Annotated in this window: 10 protein-coding genes; 8 read left to right on the top strand and 2 right to left on the bottom strand. The window is 33.5% G+C overall.

Annotated elements, in window-relative coordinates; translation table 11 throughout:
• Positions 1-370: 370 nt before the first annotated feature.
• Both ACZ451_RS10420 and ACZ451_RS10415 read right to left on the bottom strand, forming a co-directional pair.
• The gene (locus ACZ451_RS10420) at positions 371-1303 is read right to left on the bottom strand and encodes a hypothetical protein (protein ID WP_464212125.1); all 933 of its coding nucleotides are present in this window, start codon (positions 1301-1303) and stop codon (positions 371-373) included.
• A 462-nt stretch (positions 1304-1765) separates the two neighbouring features.
• On the bottom strand, positions 1766-2299 hold the full coding sequence (locus tag ACZ451_RS10415) for a carboxymuconolactone decarboxylase family protein (RefSeq protein ID WP_464212123.1): 534 nt from the start codon (positions 2297-2299) through the stop codon (positions 1766-1768).
• A 761-nt stretch (positions 2300-3060) separates the two neighbouring features.
• Between ACZ451_RS10415 and ACZ451_RS10410 the strand changes: the two genes are divergently transcribed.
• From ACZ451_RS10410 to ACZ451_RS10375, 8 genes are all read left to right on the top strand, one after another.
• Positions 3061-7830 carry a hypothetical protein gene (locus tag ACZ451_RS10410; protein WP_464212121.1) on the top strand — a complete coding sequence of 1590 codons (4770 nt, stop codon included), beginning with the start codon at positions 3061-3063 and terminating at the stop codon, positions 7828-7830.
• 67 nt (positions 7831-7897) lie between these two features.
• Positions 7898-8350: a hypothetical protein gene (locus ACZ451_RS10405; protein ID WP_464212119.1), complete on the top strand. Its 453-nt coding sequence runs from the start codon at positions 7898-7900 to the stop codon at positions 8348-8350.
• A 66-nt stretch (positions 8351-8416) separates the two neighbouring features.
• Positions 8417-10489, top strand: a complete 2073-nt coding sequence (locus ACZ451_RS10400) for a hypothetical protein (protein ID WP_464212117.1) — start codon at positions 8417-8419, stop codon at positions 10487-10489.
• Between the two features lie 3 nt (positions 10490-10492).
• Positions 10493-13837 (top strand): T9SS type A sorting domain-containing protein, encoded by a 3345-nt coding sequence (locus ACZ451_RS10395; protein WP_464212115.1) that lies wholly within the window; start codon positions 10493-10495, stop codon positions 13835-13837.
• Position 13838: 1 nt separating this feature from the next.
• Positions 13839-15209: a PKD domain-containing protein gene (locus tag ACZ451_RS10390; RefSeq protein ID WP_464212113.1), complete on the top strand. Its 1371-nt coding sequence runs from the start codon at positions 13839-13841 to the stop codon at positions 15207-15209.
• 1 nt (position 15210) lies between these two features.
• The gene (locus ACZ451_RS10385) at positions 15211-17454 is read left to right on the top strand and encodes a hypothetical protein (protein WP_464212111.1); all 2244 of its coding nucleotides are present in this window, start codon (positions 15211-15213) and stop codon (positions 17452-17454) included.
• Positions 17447-20563: a hypothetical protein gene (locus tag ACZ451_RS10380; protein ID WP_464212109.1), complete on the top strand. Its 3117-nt coding sequence runs from the start codon at positions 17447-17449 to the stop codon at positions 20561-20563. Before ACZ451_RS10385 ends, ACZ451_RS10380 begins: the two co-directional genes overlap by 8 nt.
• On the top strand, positions 20563-21585 hold the full coding sequence (locus tag ACZ451_RS10375; RefSeq protein WP_464212107.1) for a hypothetical protein: 1023 nt from the start codon (positions 20563-20565) through the stop codon (positions 21583-21585). Before ACZ451_RS10380 ends, ACZ451_RS10375 begins: the two co-directional genes overlap by 1 nt.
• The last annotated feature ends 28 nt before the right edge of the window (positions 21586-21613 follow it).

The raw sequence follows: 21613 nt of genomic DNA, 5'->3' as shown, positions 1-21613 counted from the left end.
TTAAACTACTTTTATAATTCATTGAGCATTTATCAAAAACGTAAAACTAAAGTTATTACATAAAAAAATGACCAAAGCATCAATGCCATGGTCATCTTTCTTTAATTCTTAACCTACTTATTGCTCACTGTTGCCGCCACAAGATGCAATCTTGCGGTAGCCTACTCTTGTGGACATACTCGCGGCAGCAGGTAATATCATAATTCATTTGAAAGTTGCACATATGAATTCTAGTGTGGCAAATACGATTTAATGCTTTTTAGCAGTTTGCACAACTTTTTTCTAAATGCACAATGAGTATATTATTAATATTATGTTACAAAAAAAGTCTCAAATATATTTGAGACTTTTTTAAATTTACTAAGTATATTTAATTTAACTTAATAGAACTTACTGTATCATCAAAACTACCAAAAAGACCTTTGCTAATACTTTTAAATCTTGCGATAAACATCCAACCTGGAGTAACCTTAGTATCACCAATCCTAGCTATACCAACATTACCAGCATTAGAAAGTATTAACCCTACATTTCTTCTATAAAATACTTCGCTTTTACCACTAAAATCCTTGTGCTCATAAATTTGAACTCTAGAAATGGATGGACTTACTTGCATACTAGAAAGCTTATCATTAGGATTTGTAATTCCACTTGGAAAGCAATTTTGACTATTAAATCTTGAATTCCAATAATTTGTATCATTCTTGTTCATATTCTTCATTCTCCTTTGATTATTTGAAGCGCCAGAAAAACTGTAACAACTACTTGTCCAATCTAATTCTTTATTAAAATAACTATCAAGGTATAATCTCATGTGAGCAGAAGTATATAGATTAGCAGACCCCCCGCCAGTACTACCGCCAGTACTACCACCTCCGATAGGTTCAGCATCAGGACATCCATCACCAGGATCAAAACAAATCTCATCAATCGGTTCAATAAAGCCTCTATTAAGAGCTACACTTTTTTCATTCATGATTCTTGTAATTTTATTATGTTCTTCTATATTATCAAATAAATAAACTTCATTTTCATTTCCTATTCCATAGACAGTCATAAGAGTTGGTTGGCTATCATAAATTCCTTTTAATTGTGTAAAAGACCCATCTTGAATCACTTCTAATTCCCCATTATCTCTCATTTGTTCTTTTAGGCTAATTATTTCACCTTTATATACATAATTTGTGGTAGTTATATTTAAACTCGCACTATTATTTATAAATTCATTATCTACTTTTTTAGTACAAGATTTCATAAAAAAAAGCATTCCTATCACTACAAATCCAAAAAATTTATATTTCATATTTTTTATTTTTTTATTAATAATTAAGATTTTTAACCTGTGAGGTAACTCTATAGATAAACTTACCCTCATTTTACTTTTTAATTTCTATTTCATTGGCAACCTTTCTATTTTAATTAAACAATATACTTTTCTCTACTTAATGTCTGTCGTAAGAAAAGTGTTACCTCAAAAAAACAATTATTTTTAAATTTCTTTACATATGGTAAGAATTATGATGTTATTACTAATGATAATGCGAAATATTTTTTTATTTAGATAGCTATTCTAAATACCATTTTTCTCTATTTCATTTCAAAAACTTACTCTTTTTTAGAACATATAATTAGGTAAAGCCAATATCATAAATAAAGCTCTACTTTATAATTCCCAATTGTAATCCAAGAATATTAAACACATAAAAGCCCGTTTCGCAACGGGCTTTTACAACTTATTATAATTCTAAAAATTCTACTTACTAGTTTATAGCGTAACTACAACTGGAAAATCCACAGGGATTTTTGTAGTATTATTAATGTAGTTAGAGATGGTCTTATCTCCTACTAATGAGATGGTATCAATTAAGTTTTCTTTAGTCCATCCAGCCGCAAAAAAGTTATCTACTACTGTAGTATCTGTATGACCACGATTTTCTGTTATATTTTTCGCTAATTGTGCCAGTGCATCAAGTTTGCTATCAAACGATGCTTTTCCGGCACGTAGCTCCAAAATCTGATCTTCGCTATATCCATTCATTCCTGCAATAGCAGTATGCGCAGACAAACAGTATTCACAGCCATTTACTTCGCTTACCGCTAAGTTTACAACTTCTTTTTCTTTTGCTTTCAGTGATGTTTTAGCATTTGAAAAATCTAAATAGTTTTTAAGTGCATTTTCGGAATGCGCATAGGTTGCAAATAAGTTAGGTACAAAACCTACTGCTTTTTCTAAATGATCAAAAATACCCTGATTTGTAGCACTTACTTCTTCTCTTGTTGGTACATTAAATGTTGCCATAATTTTATTTTTTAAAGATTATTATTTAATTTATTTTGTATGAACACTGCAAAGATCTAACGATAGAAGACTTCCTACAATGCAAGAAATTCCTATAAGGTTATACTTTTTTCCCTTTTATAGTTTTATGTATCATCTGATACTTTTCAGGTACGTTAATTTCAACAGAGAAATGACTAATAATGGAGGGTATTACGATTGTAGGAAAACTTTAGTCTTATAAATATAGGTTCGGTTTGCTAGTTTATTGATCATTAGTTTACAATCAAAAAAAACAATTTAAACTTACAAATGAATAGGGTAACTAGTTGATCTAGTTTCTTTTCAACAAAATATAATAGATCAGTATAAAACTATAGTATCATTTTCAAAATTCGTATCATTTTGAATTAAAAATTCTGTATAAAATAATTAAAAATCATTATTTTAACTACATAAATTTCTTACGTATTATACTAAACCAATACCATTCGCGTTATTGAATAATTAGTATTCAATAGATTATAATTGTAGGATATAGAATTCAAACATAAAAATTAATATAGTCTTAAAAATTGCTAAAAAACACCTAAAATACACAATATAAACCTATGCATTTCATCTAAAAAAAAGAAAATAGCACTCACAATTTAATATTATTCAGTATTTTTCTGACAAAATAATTGACAAAAAAATTAACCGTAAGTAATTTAATATAATTATTACTTATAAATACTAACCATATTTTTCGGTTGATTTTAAGAAATTATAAGCGCCTACTTATGACCCTAATTAAACCAAGCCAAATAAAGCTGTATTTATTTGCTGTATTACTTTTTCCAATTTTTAGTTTTGGAAATAAAGCATCTAGATCTAGTCATCTACATACAAATTGGACAGATTCTATAAACAGTATAGCTTCCTTTAACAATTCTAAAATTGCAGAAGATCTTCTTCTCACTAAAGACCTAAACAATCAATTTTTATTTTCGAATATTGAAAAAGAATTTCCTACACCAATAGCTATTTTGAATGATAGAAACGAGGCTAATGCTGTTATGAATGAGATTGAAGCAGCTGGCACATGGGTAAATACCGTTTCAAATCAAGACATTGTAACACTCCCTGTTGGTGTAAAGCATTACATTAACGAAATTGAATATGCTATTGGTATCGCTAAAGCTATTATTCATAAAGATTATACAGAGCTTACGGTTTTTGCTCGAGTTCGTTTACCTCAAGAAAAAGAAAACGGAGACCCTATAGAACTCTTCTTTGGAGCAAATAATGTAAAATTATCTCATGATGGAGGTATTTTTGGAGATGCCAATTTAGTATTACTCGGAGATGTACAAATACCATTTAACGCAGGCAATTGGTTATTAGAATTAAAAGGAGGTTTTGATTATAAAACTGGTTTAACACAAAATCTCACCTATGTTACTATAGATTGTAGTGGTGTTAAAGAAATGGGCTTAGCTGCAGACATTCAATTTTCTAGAAATTTAATTTTACCAGTAACAGACAAAGGAGAGCTTTTACCAGATACAAAAAGTGTAAAACGCTTAGATAATACTACAGCGCAAGTACCCAATAGAGTAACAGGTAGTTTTGATATGGTTGCTTCTGATTGGAATGATATTGTAGCTTCTATTAATTTACAACCTTTTGTATTAGCAAAACATCCAGATAAATTTGTTTTTAATTTAAGTGAAGCCATCTTTGATTTTAGTGATCTCCGGACACCCGATATTCCTTTTCCGCAACATTATCAAGAAAAAGGCTTACTGCTTCCAAATAGAGAAACATGGCGTGGCGTTTATGTACAGGCATTAGAAGTCTCTTTACCAAAAACATTTAAAACTACCGAAAGTATTGCTGAGCAAGGTCGGGTAAAATTTGGCGCAACCAATATGATCATCGATAATTTTGGCGTTTCAGGCTTGTTTTCTGCAGAAAATATTATTCCCTTAGAAAAAGGAAGAACTAATGAGAAAAAAGCATGGGCCTATTCGGTAGACTATATTGATGTGGAACTAACCACAAATAGAATTACCAGTGCGGCTTTTGATGGTCAAGTGGTGTTACCTATTTCTGGTTCAAATAAGAAGTCATCGAGTAGTAATAATAGTACTAATGATCGTGATAAAAAATTAGGACTACGGTATTCAGGGCTTATTAGCGAAGAAGAATACCATATCCGTGTTGCTACTACAGACACTCTAAATTTTAACGTATGGAAAGCACAAGCACAACTATTACCCAATTCTTTTATAGAACTAAAAGTTGTAGATAATAACTTTCAACCAAAAGCGGTCTTAAATGGGAGAATGGCAATATCTGCCAGTCAAAAAGAAAGTTTAGCCACCGAAGGAGATAAGATTAAAAATAAAGATGGTGAAGAAGAAACTGTAAATTTTAAAGGAATAGAATTTCAAAATTTAGTCTTACAAACCCAAGCCCCGATACTACAAGTAGATTACTTTGGATATAAAGATGAAGTAAAACTAGCAAACTTCCCTGTTTCCATTGCAGATATTGCTTTTATGTCTAATGAATACGAAGCGGGTATTGCTTTTGATTTAAAAATAAATCTGATGGGAAAATCTGACAAAGGTTTTGCTGCAGATGCACGATTGGGGATTTTCGGAAAATTTAAAGAAGAACAATTTGTGCAAAAATGGAAATATGACCGTTTAGCGCTTTCAGAAATAAATATTGAAGCCAATATGGGGGCACTCAAAATAAAAGGAGGCTTACTCCTTATGAATGATGATCCCATATATGGCAATGGATTCTCCGGAAATATAGAAGGTACTTTCAGTGCTTTTGGCCCCATTACTTGTAAAGCTATTTTTGGAAAAAAAGAGTTTAAATACTGGTATGTAGATGCCGCAGTTCATGGGCTTAAAATACAAGCAGGGCCTATGCAATTATCTGGTTTTGCTGGTGGTGCCTTTTATAAAATGACTAGACGTGCAAATGCAGGACCAGATTTTTCGCCTTCTGGCCTTTCTTACATTCCGAATGCAAATACTGGCTTAGGCGTAAAAGCCATGGTTTTTGGAGGTATTCCTGATGAAAAAGCAATTAACATAGGCGCAGGTTTTGAAATTGAATTTAATAGAAAAGGTGGCGTTAACAGATTAGGCTTTTTTGGAGAAGCCCAAGTAATGAAAGCTTTTGATATTCCTAATCCAGTGGCAGGTTTAACAGATAAGCTAAGCAGCATGGTAGACAGTGAAGCGCTAAATGGTGTAATGGATAGTAAAGTTGGGAAAACATTTTTAGATAAAGCAGACAAAGAATATGGCGCTGATGTATCTGGCAAAGCTGGTATTAGTGCTAAAATTGGTATGGAATTCGATTTTGTAAACAAATCTTTCCATGCCACAATGGATCTATATGTAAATGTAGTGGGCGGCGTATTGCAAGGAAGAGCCTCTGGAGGAAGAGCTGGCTGGGGAGTCGTTCATATTTCTGAAGAAGAATGGTATGTGTATATGGGAACCCCCACAGATAGGCTCGGTCTAAAATTAGCTGTTGGACCTATTTCAGTAGAATCGGGCAATTATTTTATGCTAGGAGATAATATACCTGGTAGTCCGCCACCGCCACCAATTGTTGCAGAAATTTTAGGCGTAGATGCGGAGTCTTTAAATTACATGAGAGACGAAAATGCACTAGGAAATGGTAGAGGTTTTGCTTTTGGTAGTGATTTTTCTATGGATACAGGGAATATGAGATTTCTAATGTTCTATGCTCGTTTCCAAGCAGGTTTAGGCTATGATATTATGTTAAAAGATTATGGAGAAGCCAAATGTGTTAATACAGGAGACCAAGTGGGTATTAATGGATGGTATGCTAATGGGCAAGCCTATGCTTACTTACAAGGAGAATTAGGCATTAATGTAAAGTTGTTTTTCATCAAAAAACGAATCCCAATTATAAAAGCAGGTGCAGCAGTACTCTTACAAGCAAAAGCGCCCAACCCCATTTGGATGCGTGGCTATGTAGGGGGGCATTATGACTTGTTGGGAGGCTTAGTTAAAGGGAAGTTTAATTTTAAAATTACACTAGGAAAAGAATGCGAATTTGATAATGAAGCGCCTCTAGGGGGATTAAAAATTATAAGTGACCTTACCCCTACTGATGGTGAAACAGATACAGATGTATTTGCTATCCCACAAGCAGCATTTAATATGGCTATAGAAAAAGAATTAACCATTCCTGAGGATGACGGAGATCATATTTATAAAATTTTGCTTGCTGAGTTTAAAATTACAGATGAAAATAACAAAACCATTCCTGGGGTAATGGAATTAGGGGAAAATAGAAATTCGGTTACTTTTATTCCGGAAGATATTTTACCACCTTCTACAAAATTAAAAGTAGCTGTAACCGTAAATTTCCAAGAAAAAATAAATGGCGTTTTTAAAACACTAATGGTAGATGGTAATCCTGCGCAAGAAATAGAAGAACGTTCTTTTACAACAGGTGGGGCTCCAGAATATATTCCTTTAAAAAATATTGTATACTGCTACCCTGTTATAGACCAGCAATACTACTATCCAAAAGAACATCCTAATGGGTACATACAATTAAAACAAGGTCAGGATTATTTGTTTGATGATGCACAGTGGAAAAGCGAACTGGAGATTATAAGTGAGCAAGGCCTTAAAGAGAAGGTAAAATTCTCCTATAATACCAGTAGCAATACGGTTAATTACGCCTTACCCATCTTAAATAAAGCTACCAATTATTCCTTGTCTATTTTTAGCAAACCCAAAAATGCTGCAGCAGCTACAGCTACAACAACTAAAGCTAAAAACGAAGATTTAGGGGAGAGTAACACCTTAACTATTACCGAAAGAAAAGCCCAAAAAGTCTCAAAAGACGGAAGCATAGAACGTATTGGCTATCAATTTTCTAGTAGTGCCTATAATACATTTGCAAAAAAAATAAAAACCATGAAAGTAGCGAATTATGCTTGGGGGAAAATTGCTAATGATGTCGTCTACTTATACAATGCTATAGACAATCATGAAGCTTTTGGAACAACAGAATTAATAGGCACAACATACACCGATAATACACCAATGATTGTTGCAGAATCTGATTTGCGTGATCGTTATTTTACACAAGATATCAACCCAATACTATATCAAAAATATAGTACAGGACCATACAAAATAGAAAGACCCGAAGAGCCTTATGGCTTACCACCAAAAAAAGCACTACCGCTGTTTACAAATTATCTAACAAATATTGCATATGGCGTACATAAAGGATGGACAAGAACTCATTTCCCATTCCGTTACAATTTACCTGAGCTCTATAAATTAGATTATGTGTTTACAAAAACAAGAGTGTTAAATGATTTTGCTAATGGCCTTATTTCACCAAATACCGTAGAAGCTTCCATTTTGGACACCGAATATAAATTTATTCCAAAAGGATCATATACTATTAAATTACAATACATACTCCCAGGGGGTAGATTAGGAAGTAATGCAACTTTTAACTATAAAAATGCTCTAGACTTAGAATAATAACAAACGTCTGAATAAGCCGAAAAAAGACGCAAAATAGAAGTAGGTAAGATATAAAAATAAGAAAATGAAACGATTAAACATGAAAAAAGTATTTTTAGTATTGGCTGTAGTAAGCCTAACATGTATGTCTTGTAGCAAAGATGATGGAGGAGATACAAGTTCAACTGGCTTAGCAACAGGAGAATGGAATTTAACAAGATTTGAAACAAATGGAGTAGACTCAGCTACAGATTGTATAAAGCAGTCTACCTTATCTATTGCAAGTAACGGTACATTTTCTAGAACTACCTATACTAACGAAATAGAATGTAGTGTAGATGCAGGCGAAACAGGATCTGGAACTTTTACTAGTGTTGATAGTGCACGTTTTGATTTATTATATAATGGAGAAGATAGTCCCAGAAGAGTTGAATTAAGAGTAATGAATTCTAATACCAATGAACTTAGCTATATTTTTACAAGAACTGAAGGAAATACGAATTTAATTATCTCCTATGTATATGAGCGTGTAAATTAAAAAAACAAAAACCCTATAACATATTGTTATGGGGTTTAACACTTTACTATTTATTTAAAGATTATAATGAAATTAAAGATCCTTACCTATCTATTCTTCATCTCGTTTGTGTCATTTGCACAACAACAAGACAGTGTTCCACAACCTAGCATTAAGGTTATCGCTAGAGCACAACAAGGCAAAATACTATTGCGTTGGGGACCAACTGACGCTGTGGCATGGCAAAGAGCCAATACCTATGGCTATACTTTAAAGCGTTTTACTGTGTATAGAGATGGTAAACGATTAGAGAAACCAGATCAAAAAACTCTAATCGCTTCGCCTTTAAAGCCTGCACCAATAGCATCTTGGGAAGCCATGGCACTAAAAGATGATAATACCGCCATTTTAGCACAAGCTGTTTATGGTGATGATTTTGAAATTGGTACAGATCAAGGAGAACTTATGGCTATTGTAAATAGAGTACAACAATTAGAACAACGTTTTTCTTTTGCGCTTTTTGCAGCAGACATGAATTTTGAAGCAGCAAAATTAGCCGCTTTAGCCTATGTGGATATGGATGTACAGCCCAATGAGGGATATTTGTACCGAGTAGAAACCGCTATCCCCACAGAATTAGCCAATGTAAAAGAAGGCATCGTCTATATAGAAGCTTCTGCTACAGATACCCTACCAGCACCCCTAGATTTGGTAGGTGTTTTTAAAGATAAAGAAGTATTACTTACCTGGGAGTATGAGCTTTTTAAAAGTATTTATGCCACTTATTATGTAGAACGTTCTACAGATGGGAATAACTATCAACGTTTAGACGATTTACCATTGGTAAACCTTAACAATACAGAAGATTCGCCAACAAAAAGGATGTACTATGTAGACACTCTAACACAAAACAATAAAAAATATTATTATAGAGTTTTTGGCGTTTCCCCTTTTGGTGAAAAAGGAAAACCTTCTAAAGCGATTTCAGGACAAGGGCAAAAAGCATTATCAGCAACACCATTTATTACCAAACATGAATTGGTTGGAGAAACCAATGCGAAAATATTTTGGGAGTTCCCCAAAGAAAAAGAAAATGAAATTACAGCATTTCAAATCAGAACTGCTGCAAAAGATAATGGAAAGTATGAAACGATCAAAAAAGATATTTTACCCCAAACTAGAGCTGTAGAAATAACAACTCCTTACACTACCAACTATCTAAAAGTAATAGCCATGGGCAAAGACAGTACGGAAACGGCCTCTTTTTCTGCCCTAGTTCAACTTATAGATTCCATCCCTCCAATACAACCAATCGGACTAAAAGGGGTTATAGATAGTTTAGGAGTTACAAGCATAACATGGGAGCCCAATACCGAAAAAGATCTTTTAGGCTATCGTGTTTTTCGGGGTAATATAAAAAACGAAGACTATGCGCAAATTACGATAGACCCTATAGAGCAAGCACAATTTATAGATACCGTACAAGTAAAGTCTTTAAATGATAAAGTATATTATACGGTAGTAGCAGTAGACAATCGTTTTAATAATTCTGACTATTCAGAAGTATTAGAAATAAAAAAACCAGATCTTATACCACCTTCTGCTCCCATATTTAAGGGCTATAAAGTAAGTAATACAGGAGTTAAGCTCTCTTGGATAAAAAGTAGCAGTAGTGATGTAGATAGCCATCAACTGTACCGGAAAAATAAAAGTGTATCGAGTGATTGGGAACTTATTTGGGAAACAAAAGACAGTATAACAAGTTATGTAGATGCTAAAATTATACCCGCCACGCTATTTAGCTATAAAATACAGGCAATAGATGATAGTGGATTAATTTCTAATGAAAGCCCTACCCTAACTGTTGAAACAGCTACTAATACAGAAGATAAGTTAATAAAGGGTTTAAATTTTGAAGTCAGCAGGGCTGAAAATACCATTAAACTGTATTGGAGAAAATTACCTGTTAGCATCAAAGAATTAGTGATCTACAAATCTAAAAAAGAAGGTACTCCTGTAACGTGGAAACAAGTACCTGCTACAGTAACAGAAATTACAGACAAAAATATTTCACCTAGTAATACCTATAACTATCAAATACGCCCAGTTTACACCAATGGTAGTTACGGAAAACTAGAAGTTATAGAAATAAATTATTAAACTATGAAAAAATTAATATACCTACTATTATTTTTATTCAGTACAACATTATTTGGACAAAATTCAAGAATTGAAATTCCTTATTTTTATTATTTTGTTAATGGAGACGAAAGAATTTGCGAAACACATGTGTCCCTCACTGCTTATTTCTCTGATGGTACTTCTAATGAATTTTACAGACAAGATTTTGGAGAAGGAGTTACCGAAAATCCTGCCAGCTTACAACCTGTATATATTTTTAATAACAAAACAATTACCAGATTACGTGTATTTGCATTCACTAGAGAAAGAAGAAGTGGAAGAAGTTGCCGCAGCGGTAGAGGTACACGTATAGAACATGAAAGATTCTACGACCTATCAAATAATAGTTGCACTGCTGGTCGCCATGATGTGTATGAAAGAAATGGTGGAGAATTTGAAGCAGAGCATCGACTTGTAGTAGATTATGAAATTTCTAATACCGTAGATGTTCTTAAAAACCCCCTTAATACGCAGTTAGGCTATGATGATGCTTTTACGGTTACTGCTAGGCCTGGGTTTAGTCCTTCTTCGTACAATTGGCAATATCAAGTAGTACAAAATCCTTCTTCTTTTCCTAATGCTTTAAATTGGCGACCATTACCTAGACAAAGAATACCAAATACTCTAGTTTTTAAAGCTAGTGACTACATATCCTCGTTCAGAATAGGGCGAACAGTTTTATTTAGAATACAACCTTGTTTTGATCACCCTCCGGGGATCATAGAAGATTATATAATCCTTAATTCTGCACCCCATATTATAAGACGTCCACAAATAACACCAGTCACCTGTTTTGGAGCTTCAGATGCTACTGTAACTCTTGAGTTTGATAGACAACTACGTTTTGGTGAATCCTTAGGCCTTTCTATTGTAGATTTATCAGAACAAATAAATATAGGAAGTAGTAGACCTCCCCTCTATGCCCCTGTGAAATCATTACAAATTACCAGAGCAGATATGCAAGGGAATCGCTTAACCATTACAGGACTTCCCGGAAGCAAACCACAAGGCTTTAGAGCAGAATTTGTTGGAGGCGGCACCCTATTCGCAGATGGCCCTGATCATAAAGTTAACTTTAACATCTTTGAGCCTACTTATGTAACATTTAGTATTTCATCTAATACCGAAGTAAATTGTAAAGGTGGCCAAGATGGTACCATAAGCATTGCAGCTAGTGGTGGTACTTTAAATAATTACCAATACCAACTTATTAGACCAGATGGCACTGTTGACGATTGGGTTAATTTTGACAATACAAACACGCATACCATTCCTAATTTAATAACTGGCACACACCAAATCAAAGTAAGAGATGCCAATGCCTGTGTTGCAAAAGTTATTGTTACAGATATTGACGGTAATTTAGTACCAGACCAAGATACCGATTTGGTTTTAGAACAATTTATTGATGAACCAGATGCACCATTAAAAGTAGAATTTGTACCCGTAACTCCAGACCGTATGAGTGAGAGTAATGACGCAGCAGCAGCTGATTTTACAAACGGCCGTATTATTGCTGTTATTACCGGAGGTACTATGCCTTATACTGTAGAATGGAGAAATACAGCGGGCACCCTCCTAAATACAGTAACCAATACCGTAACTACTGAAAACCATACAACAACTTTAGAGGGTATTGGAGCGGGTGAATACGCCTTATACGTTACAGATGCTAATTTTAATGCTGCCATACAAAAACAGACCTGTTTTGTAGACGAACGTTTCCCAATTTCTGAACCTGAACCTTTGGTTTTAGAAATAGAAGAAACCAACCCTATTTCTTGCAATAGTACTAATGAATTTAACAATCCAATTAGTGATGGGCAATTGGTGGCGCATGCCCAAGGCGGTGTACAACTAGACCTTTTTGCAAATAATGGATTACCGTATTTCTATACTTGGAAAAAAGAAGATGAAAACGGAATATTTCAAGAATTAACATCAGAAAGAGATAGTATTTTATCCAACATCAATACCGGACGTTATGCAGTAAATATTAGAGATGCAAATGATATTATTGTAGGTGCCTATGTTAATAATGTTTTAGTAAACGCTAATGATGTGGTATATCATATACAAGATCCTGAAGAGATTAAAATCACGTTTACAAAACAAGACCTAAAATGTAATGATGGTTCAGAAGGCTGGGCAGAAGCTATGATATCTGGTGGTACAGGAAACTATGAATTAAGATGGTCTACCAATGAAACGACTCCAAGAATAGAAAATTTAGAACGAGGCACTTATTTGGTTTTTGTAACCGACGAAAAAGGATGTCAAGCTACCGCACAAGTAACAATTGAAGCACCTAACCCCCTAAAAATAGCTATTTCAGAACAAAGTAATCCAGTTTGTTTTGATAGTACCGATGGGGTAATTGCTTTAGCTGTAACTGGAGGAGTAGAAGCATATACCTACCAATGGTATAAAAATGGCACAGAAATTACAAACTTAAATGGTCCGTTTACCAATACCTTAGGGGCAGGAGAGTATACTATAACAGTTACCGATCGTAATTTATGTTCAGAAAGTATTGATATTAGCTTAGAAAACCCGCTACCAGATTTAATTAATTTAGGCGAAGATCGCTTGTTATGTGGGGGTCAGAGTGCTATTTTAGATGCTACCTATCCAGGTGAAGGCACTACCTATCTCTGGACCTCAGATAATGGATTTACCAGTACAGCACCTAGCATAGAAATTACCGAAAGTGGTACCTACTCTGTAGCAATTACCACTCAATTAGGCTGTAGTGGCGGCGATAGTATTGCTATCACCACCTCAGATACGCCTATAGATGCGCATTTTATAGTAAGCACCCAAACATTTGCAGGAGAAGAATTAGCATTGGTTAATATTAGTGAACCCTTAGGGGAAACCGTAGAATGGTATTTTCCACCAGAAGCAGAAATCATTGTAGAGTCTGATGAAAATGTAATTCTCCTTTTTCCAGAACCAGGTTCGTATGATATTATTTTACGCTCTAATCAAGGGACTTGTTATATCGATTTTATGAAAACCATTATTGTAGGCGAGTCCGAAGTAATCCCCGATATTGGAGATGCAGAAACCCCTTTTATTCAGGAGTTTAAAGTATACCCTAACCCTTCTAATGGTGTTTTTAGAGCAGACATTACATTATCTGAAGCAAGCCCTATTTCGCTAAAGATTTTTAGTCTGGCTTCTAAAGCTTTAACAGGTAGCCGTAAAGAAGCAGCGGCAACTAATTTTGAAATAGATTACAATGTTATTCTAGCTTCCGGAACCTATATTTTATTGTTAGAAACGGCCAAAGGAAACGAGATCAGAAAAATTAGTATTAAATAAGATGGTACAGGCAAAAAAAATAAAATTAGGATATTCCTTATACCTATGCTTAATGCTTATGCTTTGCATCAATTGCACGCAAGAGCAGCAGATTCCTGTAGAAGTAGATTTTTCCATTACTGTTGTTAATAATGATTTTTCTATCCCAGTAACGATAAAAGTTTTAAACAAAACAACAGGGGCAGATTCCTACTCATGGTCTTTTATAGGGGCAGACCGAGAAACAGATACGGGTAGAAATCCTGGTGCATTAGTATACGATACTTTTGGCGAATATACCCTTCGTTTAGAAGCTACCAATAAAGATGGTGCTATGGATGCCAAAGAAATTAGTGTTTCTTTAGATGCTGCCATAGAAATAGCTTTTGAGACCGAAATACAGATTAATAATTTTGCGCCAGCTACAGTAGCCATAACCAATACCACCAAAGGTGCTAGTACATACCAATGGACTTTTGAAGGAGGAATTCCAGCAACATCTATGGAAGAACAACCCGGAAATGTTGTTTTTAACGAACCCGGAGACCATAGCATTAAACTAGTGGTAGCCAATGGTAGAGAAAGTAAAGAAATTGAAAAAATAATACCTGTTGCAGACCTTTTAGCGGTAGATTTTGATTGGGAAGTGGCCTTCCAAGATGATGACCTTCAAATACCCGTTACCTTAAACATGCAAAATAAAAGTATTGGGGCGTTAAGCTATGAGTGGAGTTTTACAAATGCGATGCCTTTAACAAGTACTGCAGAAAACCCAACGGTAACACTCACTACCGCTGGCAGGCAAACACTAACCCTAACAGCCTCTAACGGAAAAGAAGCTTTAAGCATTTCTAAAACCATAGACCTGCTACCAAATACAAATCTTAGAACATTTGCCGATGTTAAATTTGGCATCAACACCACTCATAATAGCAATATAGAAGGTGCCTTTTTTGCTACCAGTACCAGAGAAACCTATTCAAGAGATAGCCTTGCTAACGTAGCCCCTAATCTAATCGATATTGTATTTTTTGGATTAGACGAAAACTTTACATTTAACAAATTTGTATCACCAGATAATTTAAGCACTACAACTTTTCAACCCATTTCTAATGCGCAACGTACACGTTTTATCAACTCACAAGAACAGTGTGGCTGTGTTACTTCGCTTTCTGTTGCCCAGTTTGATGCTATGGTAGATGACAGTACTTTAAGTGCATTAACTATAGAAGAAACCATTGGAGGCTCACAGCATTTTACAGACGCTATAGTGCCTAGAATAGTGCTTTTCCAAACAGAAAATGGCAGAAAAGGGGCTATAAAAATAAAAGAATATGTAAAAGAGGGTCAAAACGCTTACCTACTAACCGATATTAAAATCCAAAAAGAATAAGATGAATACATATAGCTTCATTTCTTTTAAAAACAATATGTTCTGTGCTTTACCAAACAAGCTTATAGGATGGTGTTCCTTGGTATACCTACTCTTAAGCTGCACGCTATTATCAGCACAACTATTCCCGGTACAAGTTAATCCGCAGGTAGTCCCCCCCTATAGCCTAAAATTATCGGATTATGCTACTACAACTAGCGAAAAAATATTGGTAAACTTACTTTTAACAGATGTAAATGAAGCCGATTTACAAGTACGGTTGCGTTTTTCTATTTCTGGGAATAGCCTAAGCATACAGTCTACAAATTTTGTGCAGAATGCAGCTCCTATTCAACTCACTGGTGGCGTACCCTTACGTTTATCGAATTTAGACTTACAACCTTATTTTGACTTGCAAAATTTAGAAGGGATTACTCCCAACGCCTATAACAGGCCTTTACCTGATGGGTTGTACCAATTTTGTTTTGAGGTGTTTGATTGGGTTACAGGGCGGCCTTTATCACAAAAAAAATGCTTCCCAGTTTATTTGGTACTGAACGACCCTCCTTTTTTAAACCTGCCCCAAAGAGGCGAACAAGTGCCCGCAAAAGACCCACAAAATGTTATTTTTCAATGGACCCCACGGCATGTTAATGCTACAGGAGTAGAATATTTATTTGAATTACGAGAGCTGTGGGACACCCAAATAGACCCGCAAGCCGCTTTCTTAGCAAGTCCCAACTTATATAGTACTACAGGTTTTGCCAACACCCTACTCTACGGCCCTGGAGAAACAGGGCTTATAGAAGGTAAAAAATATGGCTGGCGTGTCCGCGCTATTGTAAGTGATGGGATTAGCGAAACTGCTGTTTTTAAAAATAACGGATTTAGTGAAATATTTTATTTTACCTATACTGGTAAATGTAATGTGCCTGAATATATTTTAGCCAGATCGCAAGGCACCACTACCGAAGAAATTAGCTGGCAGCAAAATCCAAATCACCTACAATATCAGGTACAATTTAGAAAGGCAAAAGGCAATGGCACTAATATTTGGTTTGAATCGGAAACGGTAGAAACTACTAAAAAACTCTTCTTTTTAGAGCCAGATACCACCTATGAATTTCGAGTGGGCGGGCAATGTGTGGCAAATGGTGGCTATAGCTATTCGCCTATCAATACCTTTACAACACCCTCTAGAGAAGAAGCTAGTGAGTACAATTGCGGTATCCCGCCAGAAATTGTAATCACCAATCAAAATCCTTTAGAGCAGTTAGGGGTAAACGAAGTCTTTACTGCTGGAGACTTCCCGGTTACCGTACAAGAAATTTATGGTGGTAACGGTAACTTCTCGGGTTGGGGCTTTATTGTAGTGCCCTATTTAGGAGATACCCAAATAAGAGTAGGCTTTAACAATATCCAAATCAATACCGATAAGCAACTTACTAATGGTATTGTAGAAACCGAATACGACCCTAAGTTTGCTACTACAGGTGGGGAGGGAATTGATGATATTGCTGATGAGTTGGAACTATTAGAAGATTTAAAAAATAGTATCCTTGAAGCTTTAAATTTAGACATCGATAAAGACACAAAAGAACGTATAGACGAAGTTGTTGATGCATTAGTAGAAAAAATTGAAACCGAAGATCTACCAGATGAAGTAAAAACAAAAATCACGAATGCAGCCAATCAACTAAAAGATGCAAACCAACGGTATGATGAAGCTATCATAAATGGCGATACAGAAGCTGCAAAAGCTGCGGAAGCAGATTTTAAAGAGGCTAAAGAAAACTTAAAAGAAGGTAATAAAGAAGCCGATAAATATAAAAAAGAAATTGCCGATTTAATTAAAAAAGCACTATTAGAATTGTATAGAGAAGCACAAGGGAATGAAGCTAGTAATTTAAAAATTATCCAAGATGCTAGAGTCATTACTAATGAAGATACAGAAGAGTTAGGTTTAGTTTTAATTCCTTTGAATACTACCAGTATTGTGAGTGATACAGATATGCTACAAGAAGCTAAAAAGATAACTACTGCAGAAAAAAATTATGCAATCGTTCGATTGGCTTCAATATTAAGTAGCGATAAAACATCAGAAAGTACGTTTAATAGTTTTATAGAAAATGCAAAAAACCAATCTTATAACTTTTTCAAAATAATTAAAGAGCAAAAAGCTAATAATGTACCAGAAAAAGAGATTATTGATCGTTTAAAAGAAGATTTAGCTGCGGCTTTCATTAAAATTTTAGAAAATGCATAATACCATACAAAAAATAGCATTGACCTTTTGTTTTCTTTTTGTTTTTGCATCTAGTATAGCAAACAAGAAAGACAATACCATTATAAATAATACTGCCGACCAGATTAACTATTTACTTCAGCGAAATAAAAAAGTGAATAGTGATGCACGATGGTATATTACTTTTCTTGGGGAGACCACTCAAGAGTTAGAATATTATTTGCATGATAGTAAAGTAAAAAAGAATTTTTCTCAAAATTATTTAACTACTTTAAATACTAAGCTACAAGCTATAAATGCTAATAAATCGCTTAAAACAGCTATGTATGTAGTTTTAACTGATGGCCCAGATTTAAGAGTTTCTTTATTTCCTAATGACTTTGAATTAACTACTTCAAGTAAAGTAGATGATTACTTAACCCTATTAATAGAAGGTAAGAGTGATAATACTAAAGTAGAAAAGGCAAAAGATGATAAAAAGCAATGGAGTAATTTTAGAGAAGAAAAAGAAAAAGGTGTATATAAAAAAGCAACGAATTTATTAAACTCTATTTTTGAGAAATCTGATCTTTTTACACAAACAGAAACAAATAACATTTTAGTCTGTCAGTACTTTTTTAATATTTTACAATTCTTAGATCCCGAAAAAGCTGATGTTTGGACAGGTATATTTTTCAAAAAAAAATTACAGAAAGATTTTATCCTTGATTTAAAAGAGTTTAGTGTTCGTAGAAAAGCCGTAAAAAACCCTTTTGGGACTTCTAAAGGAGAACAAGCCTTATCTAGATATATTTTAGGTTGGGAAGATTACCTGCAAAATCCAAAAAGTCAGGAAATTGAATTTCAATATACAGACGATAATTATGCTCTAGCCTTAAATGGCAAACCAAAGGATACTAGTACTAAAAGCATACAAAACACAAAAGTGTTCGACTTTAGTGGAGCACTTAGCCAACAAGAATATGATGGTTTAGAAGAAAAATTAAAAAACACACCTATTTTAGAAGGTCATAAGCTATATCTTTTTTTTACAGATGAACTTACCTCTAAAACCATATTACAAGACATCGAAAGCTTTAAAGAGCAAGATAATATTATAGGCTTATGGGTACATAAAAAATCTGAAAAAGAGGTGCAATTTACTACCATTGCCCCAGCAGCCTATAAAAAGATAGCCGAAGATATTTTAGCCTGGGAGAAATTATCACCTATGCAAAAATTATGGGAAAATACAAAGACCGTAACAGGAGAAGTATGTAGAAACCTTGGAGAAGGCTTTTCAGAGCTAGGGGGTTTACTTAGTAAATGGATTAAATATCTAGAAGTACCTGAGGCTTTTTACAACAAATGCCATAAAGATTTTGTTTTTAAAGGCTATGAGGACCTAATGTTAACACTGTGGAAACCGATAGAGAATGCTGCTTCTGTCTTTACATTAACAGAAAAACCTTCAACAGATTATATTCAAGATTTACTAAATAAGTATAAAGTAGGTAATGCCTGTGCTTTTGATGTAAATAACCCTTTTGATCTGGTTCTGGTCCGTTTTGCATTTATATTTGGAATATGGAATGGTGCTGTAGGAGTAGTATCAGACATCCCAAAAGCATTAGACCTTATCAATTACCTCATTAACCCAGATAAACACGATGAGATTGTAAAAATGTATAACTCGCTACAACAAGATGGAGCTTGGGGTAAAATGGTAGATGCAATAAGTGATAGTTTTCTTAAAGCACATTCACTTGATAATGTGTATTTGTTAAGTCATCAACTAGGTTTTGATACCACATTTGTAGCCTCATTTGCTATTGCTTTTACAAAAGTAGGCCAATTAGGTAAAGTAAATAAACTTTTAGAAGCTTTAGATGCCACTACTTATCTTTTTAAAGCAATAGGTAAAGGTTTTAAAGTTATACCTGTGGTAACCAAAGGGTCTAAAAAAGTAATGAATGTAGTAAGTGAAGCTACAGGTAAGATTATTTATAAATTAGAACATGTAGGAGATAAATTATTACTCAAGATTAAAGAAGTAGAAATTGGCTTTTTAGATCAATTAGGGAACATAATAAGTAAATACAATGATGAAATTGTAGGTTTTATTCATGAGAGTAATGTGTTTCTTAAAAAAACGCTCTTTCCAGATAAACTAGATGGTTTTAAATTGTTAGAAACCATACAGCCTAATGGTAATTTCTTTGAACTAAACCCAGGAGCTACTTTAGATCAAATAAAAAATAATGTAGATAACTTTAGTAAAAAAATACAAAATACCATTGAGGTATATCAAGACCAAGCGGGTAGATTAGCGTATAAGTTAGGTAATGCCGCAGATAATTTAAGCTTACAAAAGTTAATAGCAGAAATAGATAATTTAGGTAAATATAAAAAGTTACAGAAATTCTTAGAAAATATAGATAAGTTACCGAATAACGAGCTTGCAGAATTTACAAAACAATTTGACGAAATTTTCAAAAACTTTAAAAGTAGCGATATTTATAAAAGTTTAAATAACCTTGCTAGAGACGGTGGCACAGTTACTGGACTACAAAAAACTATAAAACAACTTTATAAGTTTAAAGATATAAAAGGTATCAGCAAGGTTATTGCTGATATGACTTCTCAAGGAAAAAAATATGTTGGTGCTAAATTTGTTCTTAATTTTGCAGAAAATGGCCTATCTAACAAATCTATAAAAAAAATAATTTCTTTTGAAACCAAAAATTTTGATATTTCTGGAAATAGAATTTATGACATGATATTCATTAATGGAGCAGGAAAGCAAATTAGGGCGGAATTAAAAAAATGGACTAAATTTTATCCAGTAACCATTAAAACACAGTTTATAACAGATTTAAACAAAATGACAGAATTAGGGGAGTTAAAATGGTTTTTTAATAAAACTAAAGGAATACCTGATATTAAAACATTAAAAGACAATATCATGAAGTCTCTTAAAAATACTAATGGAAATCCAGTAGATGAGTTGGAAAAATTGTTTGATGTAAATGGAAATTTTTCAAGAAAAATGAAAAAAGTTTTTAACAGTGAAATTGAAGATGCTCAAGATTTAATTGATGCTTTAGATAATAATTTAAACTTTAACAAAATATTTGAAATTGTTGATTAATGTACAAAAAAACAGATAATATTAACGAAAGTAACGGAGTTTTCTTGACAAGAAATAATAATTATTTGATTGAAAAAGAATCAGATAATTTACTAATAATCTCAAAATTAAAAGATTTTGATAAAATAAAACTTTTTGAACTTAAGGATATTTTTCGCATAAGTTTTTTAGATGAATTTATAATATTTTCTACTAAAAGTGGTGAAACTAAATTTATTAGAATAATTGATTTTAATCAAATAGAAATAAATATCAAACTTTCGCTAACACAATTAGAAGAAGATAAGTTATATATCTACATTAAACACAAAACTCACGTATATAAAATTCACAAACAGAAATTTGAAATACAAAAAAAAATTATCGATAAAAACATGATACTTGAAAAAGTTATAAATGATAGATTAATTTTTACTACCAATCATGCAACAAAAATTTGTATTTATAATAATTATAATTTTACAGATTTTTTATGGCAAAAAGATATAAGTGAGTATGGTCTGCATCAAGGCTGGAATGGTCTTGAGAAAGGTAAAGTAAATCAAATTTTTTTAGATAACACAACCATTTATGTGTTAACGGGTTGTAGTATAGTTGCTTTTAATTTACAAAAAGGTAGTGTTTTATGGCATACACAGTTAAATACATATCAAAGTTTTGGACTACTCCAAGACGGCTATTTATATACTTCTTCTAATGCTTACATAAATAAAGTGGACATTAAAACAGGTCATATTATTTATGAAGTAGAAGCTAAACCTATTACCATTAATAATGAACCATATGAAATGCCTTTATCGGAATTTGTATGGCATAAAGATTTTATATGGTCTATAATGGATACTTCTCCTAATGCACTCATAAAGATTGATCCTAAGGACGGGAGTTATCATGAAGTAGTACTTTTAGATACTTATGGAATAACTAGACATTGTAATCCTCCTAAATTCTACAAAAACAGAATGTATTTGTTAGACTTAGATAATACACTACATATTTTTGAGCATGATGAAGTAGAATAAACTAACAACACCCCCTGTCTCGTCCTAA

The sequence above is a fragment of the Allocellulophaga tsushimaensis genome (assembly GCF_055383085.1).
Note: the sequence above shows the minus strand (reverse complement) of the source record. Positions and strands in the feature narration are given on the sequence as shown.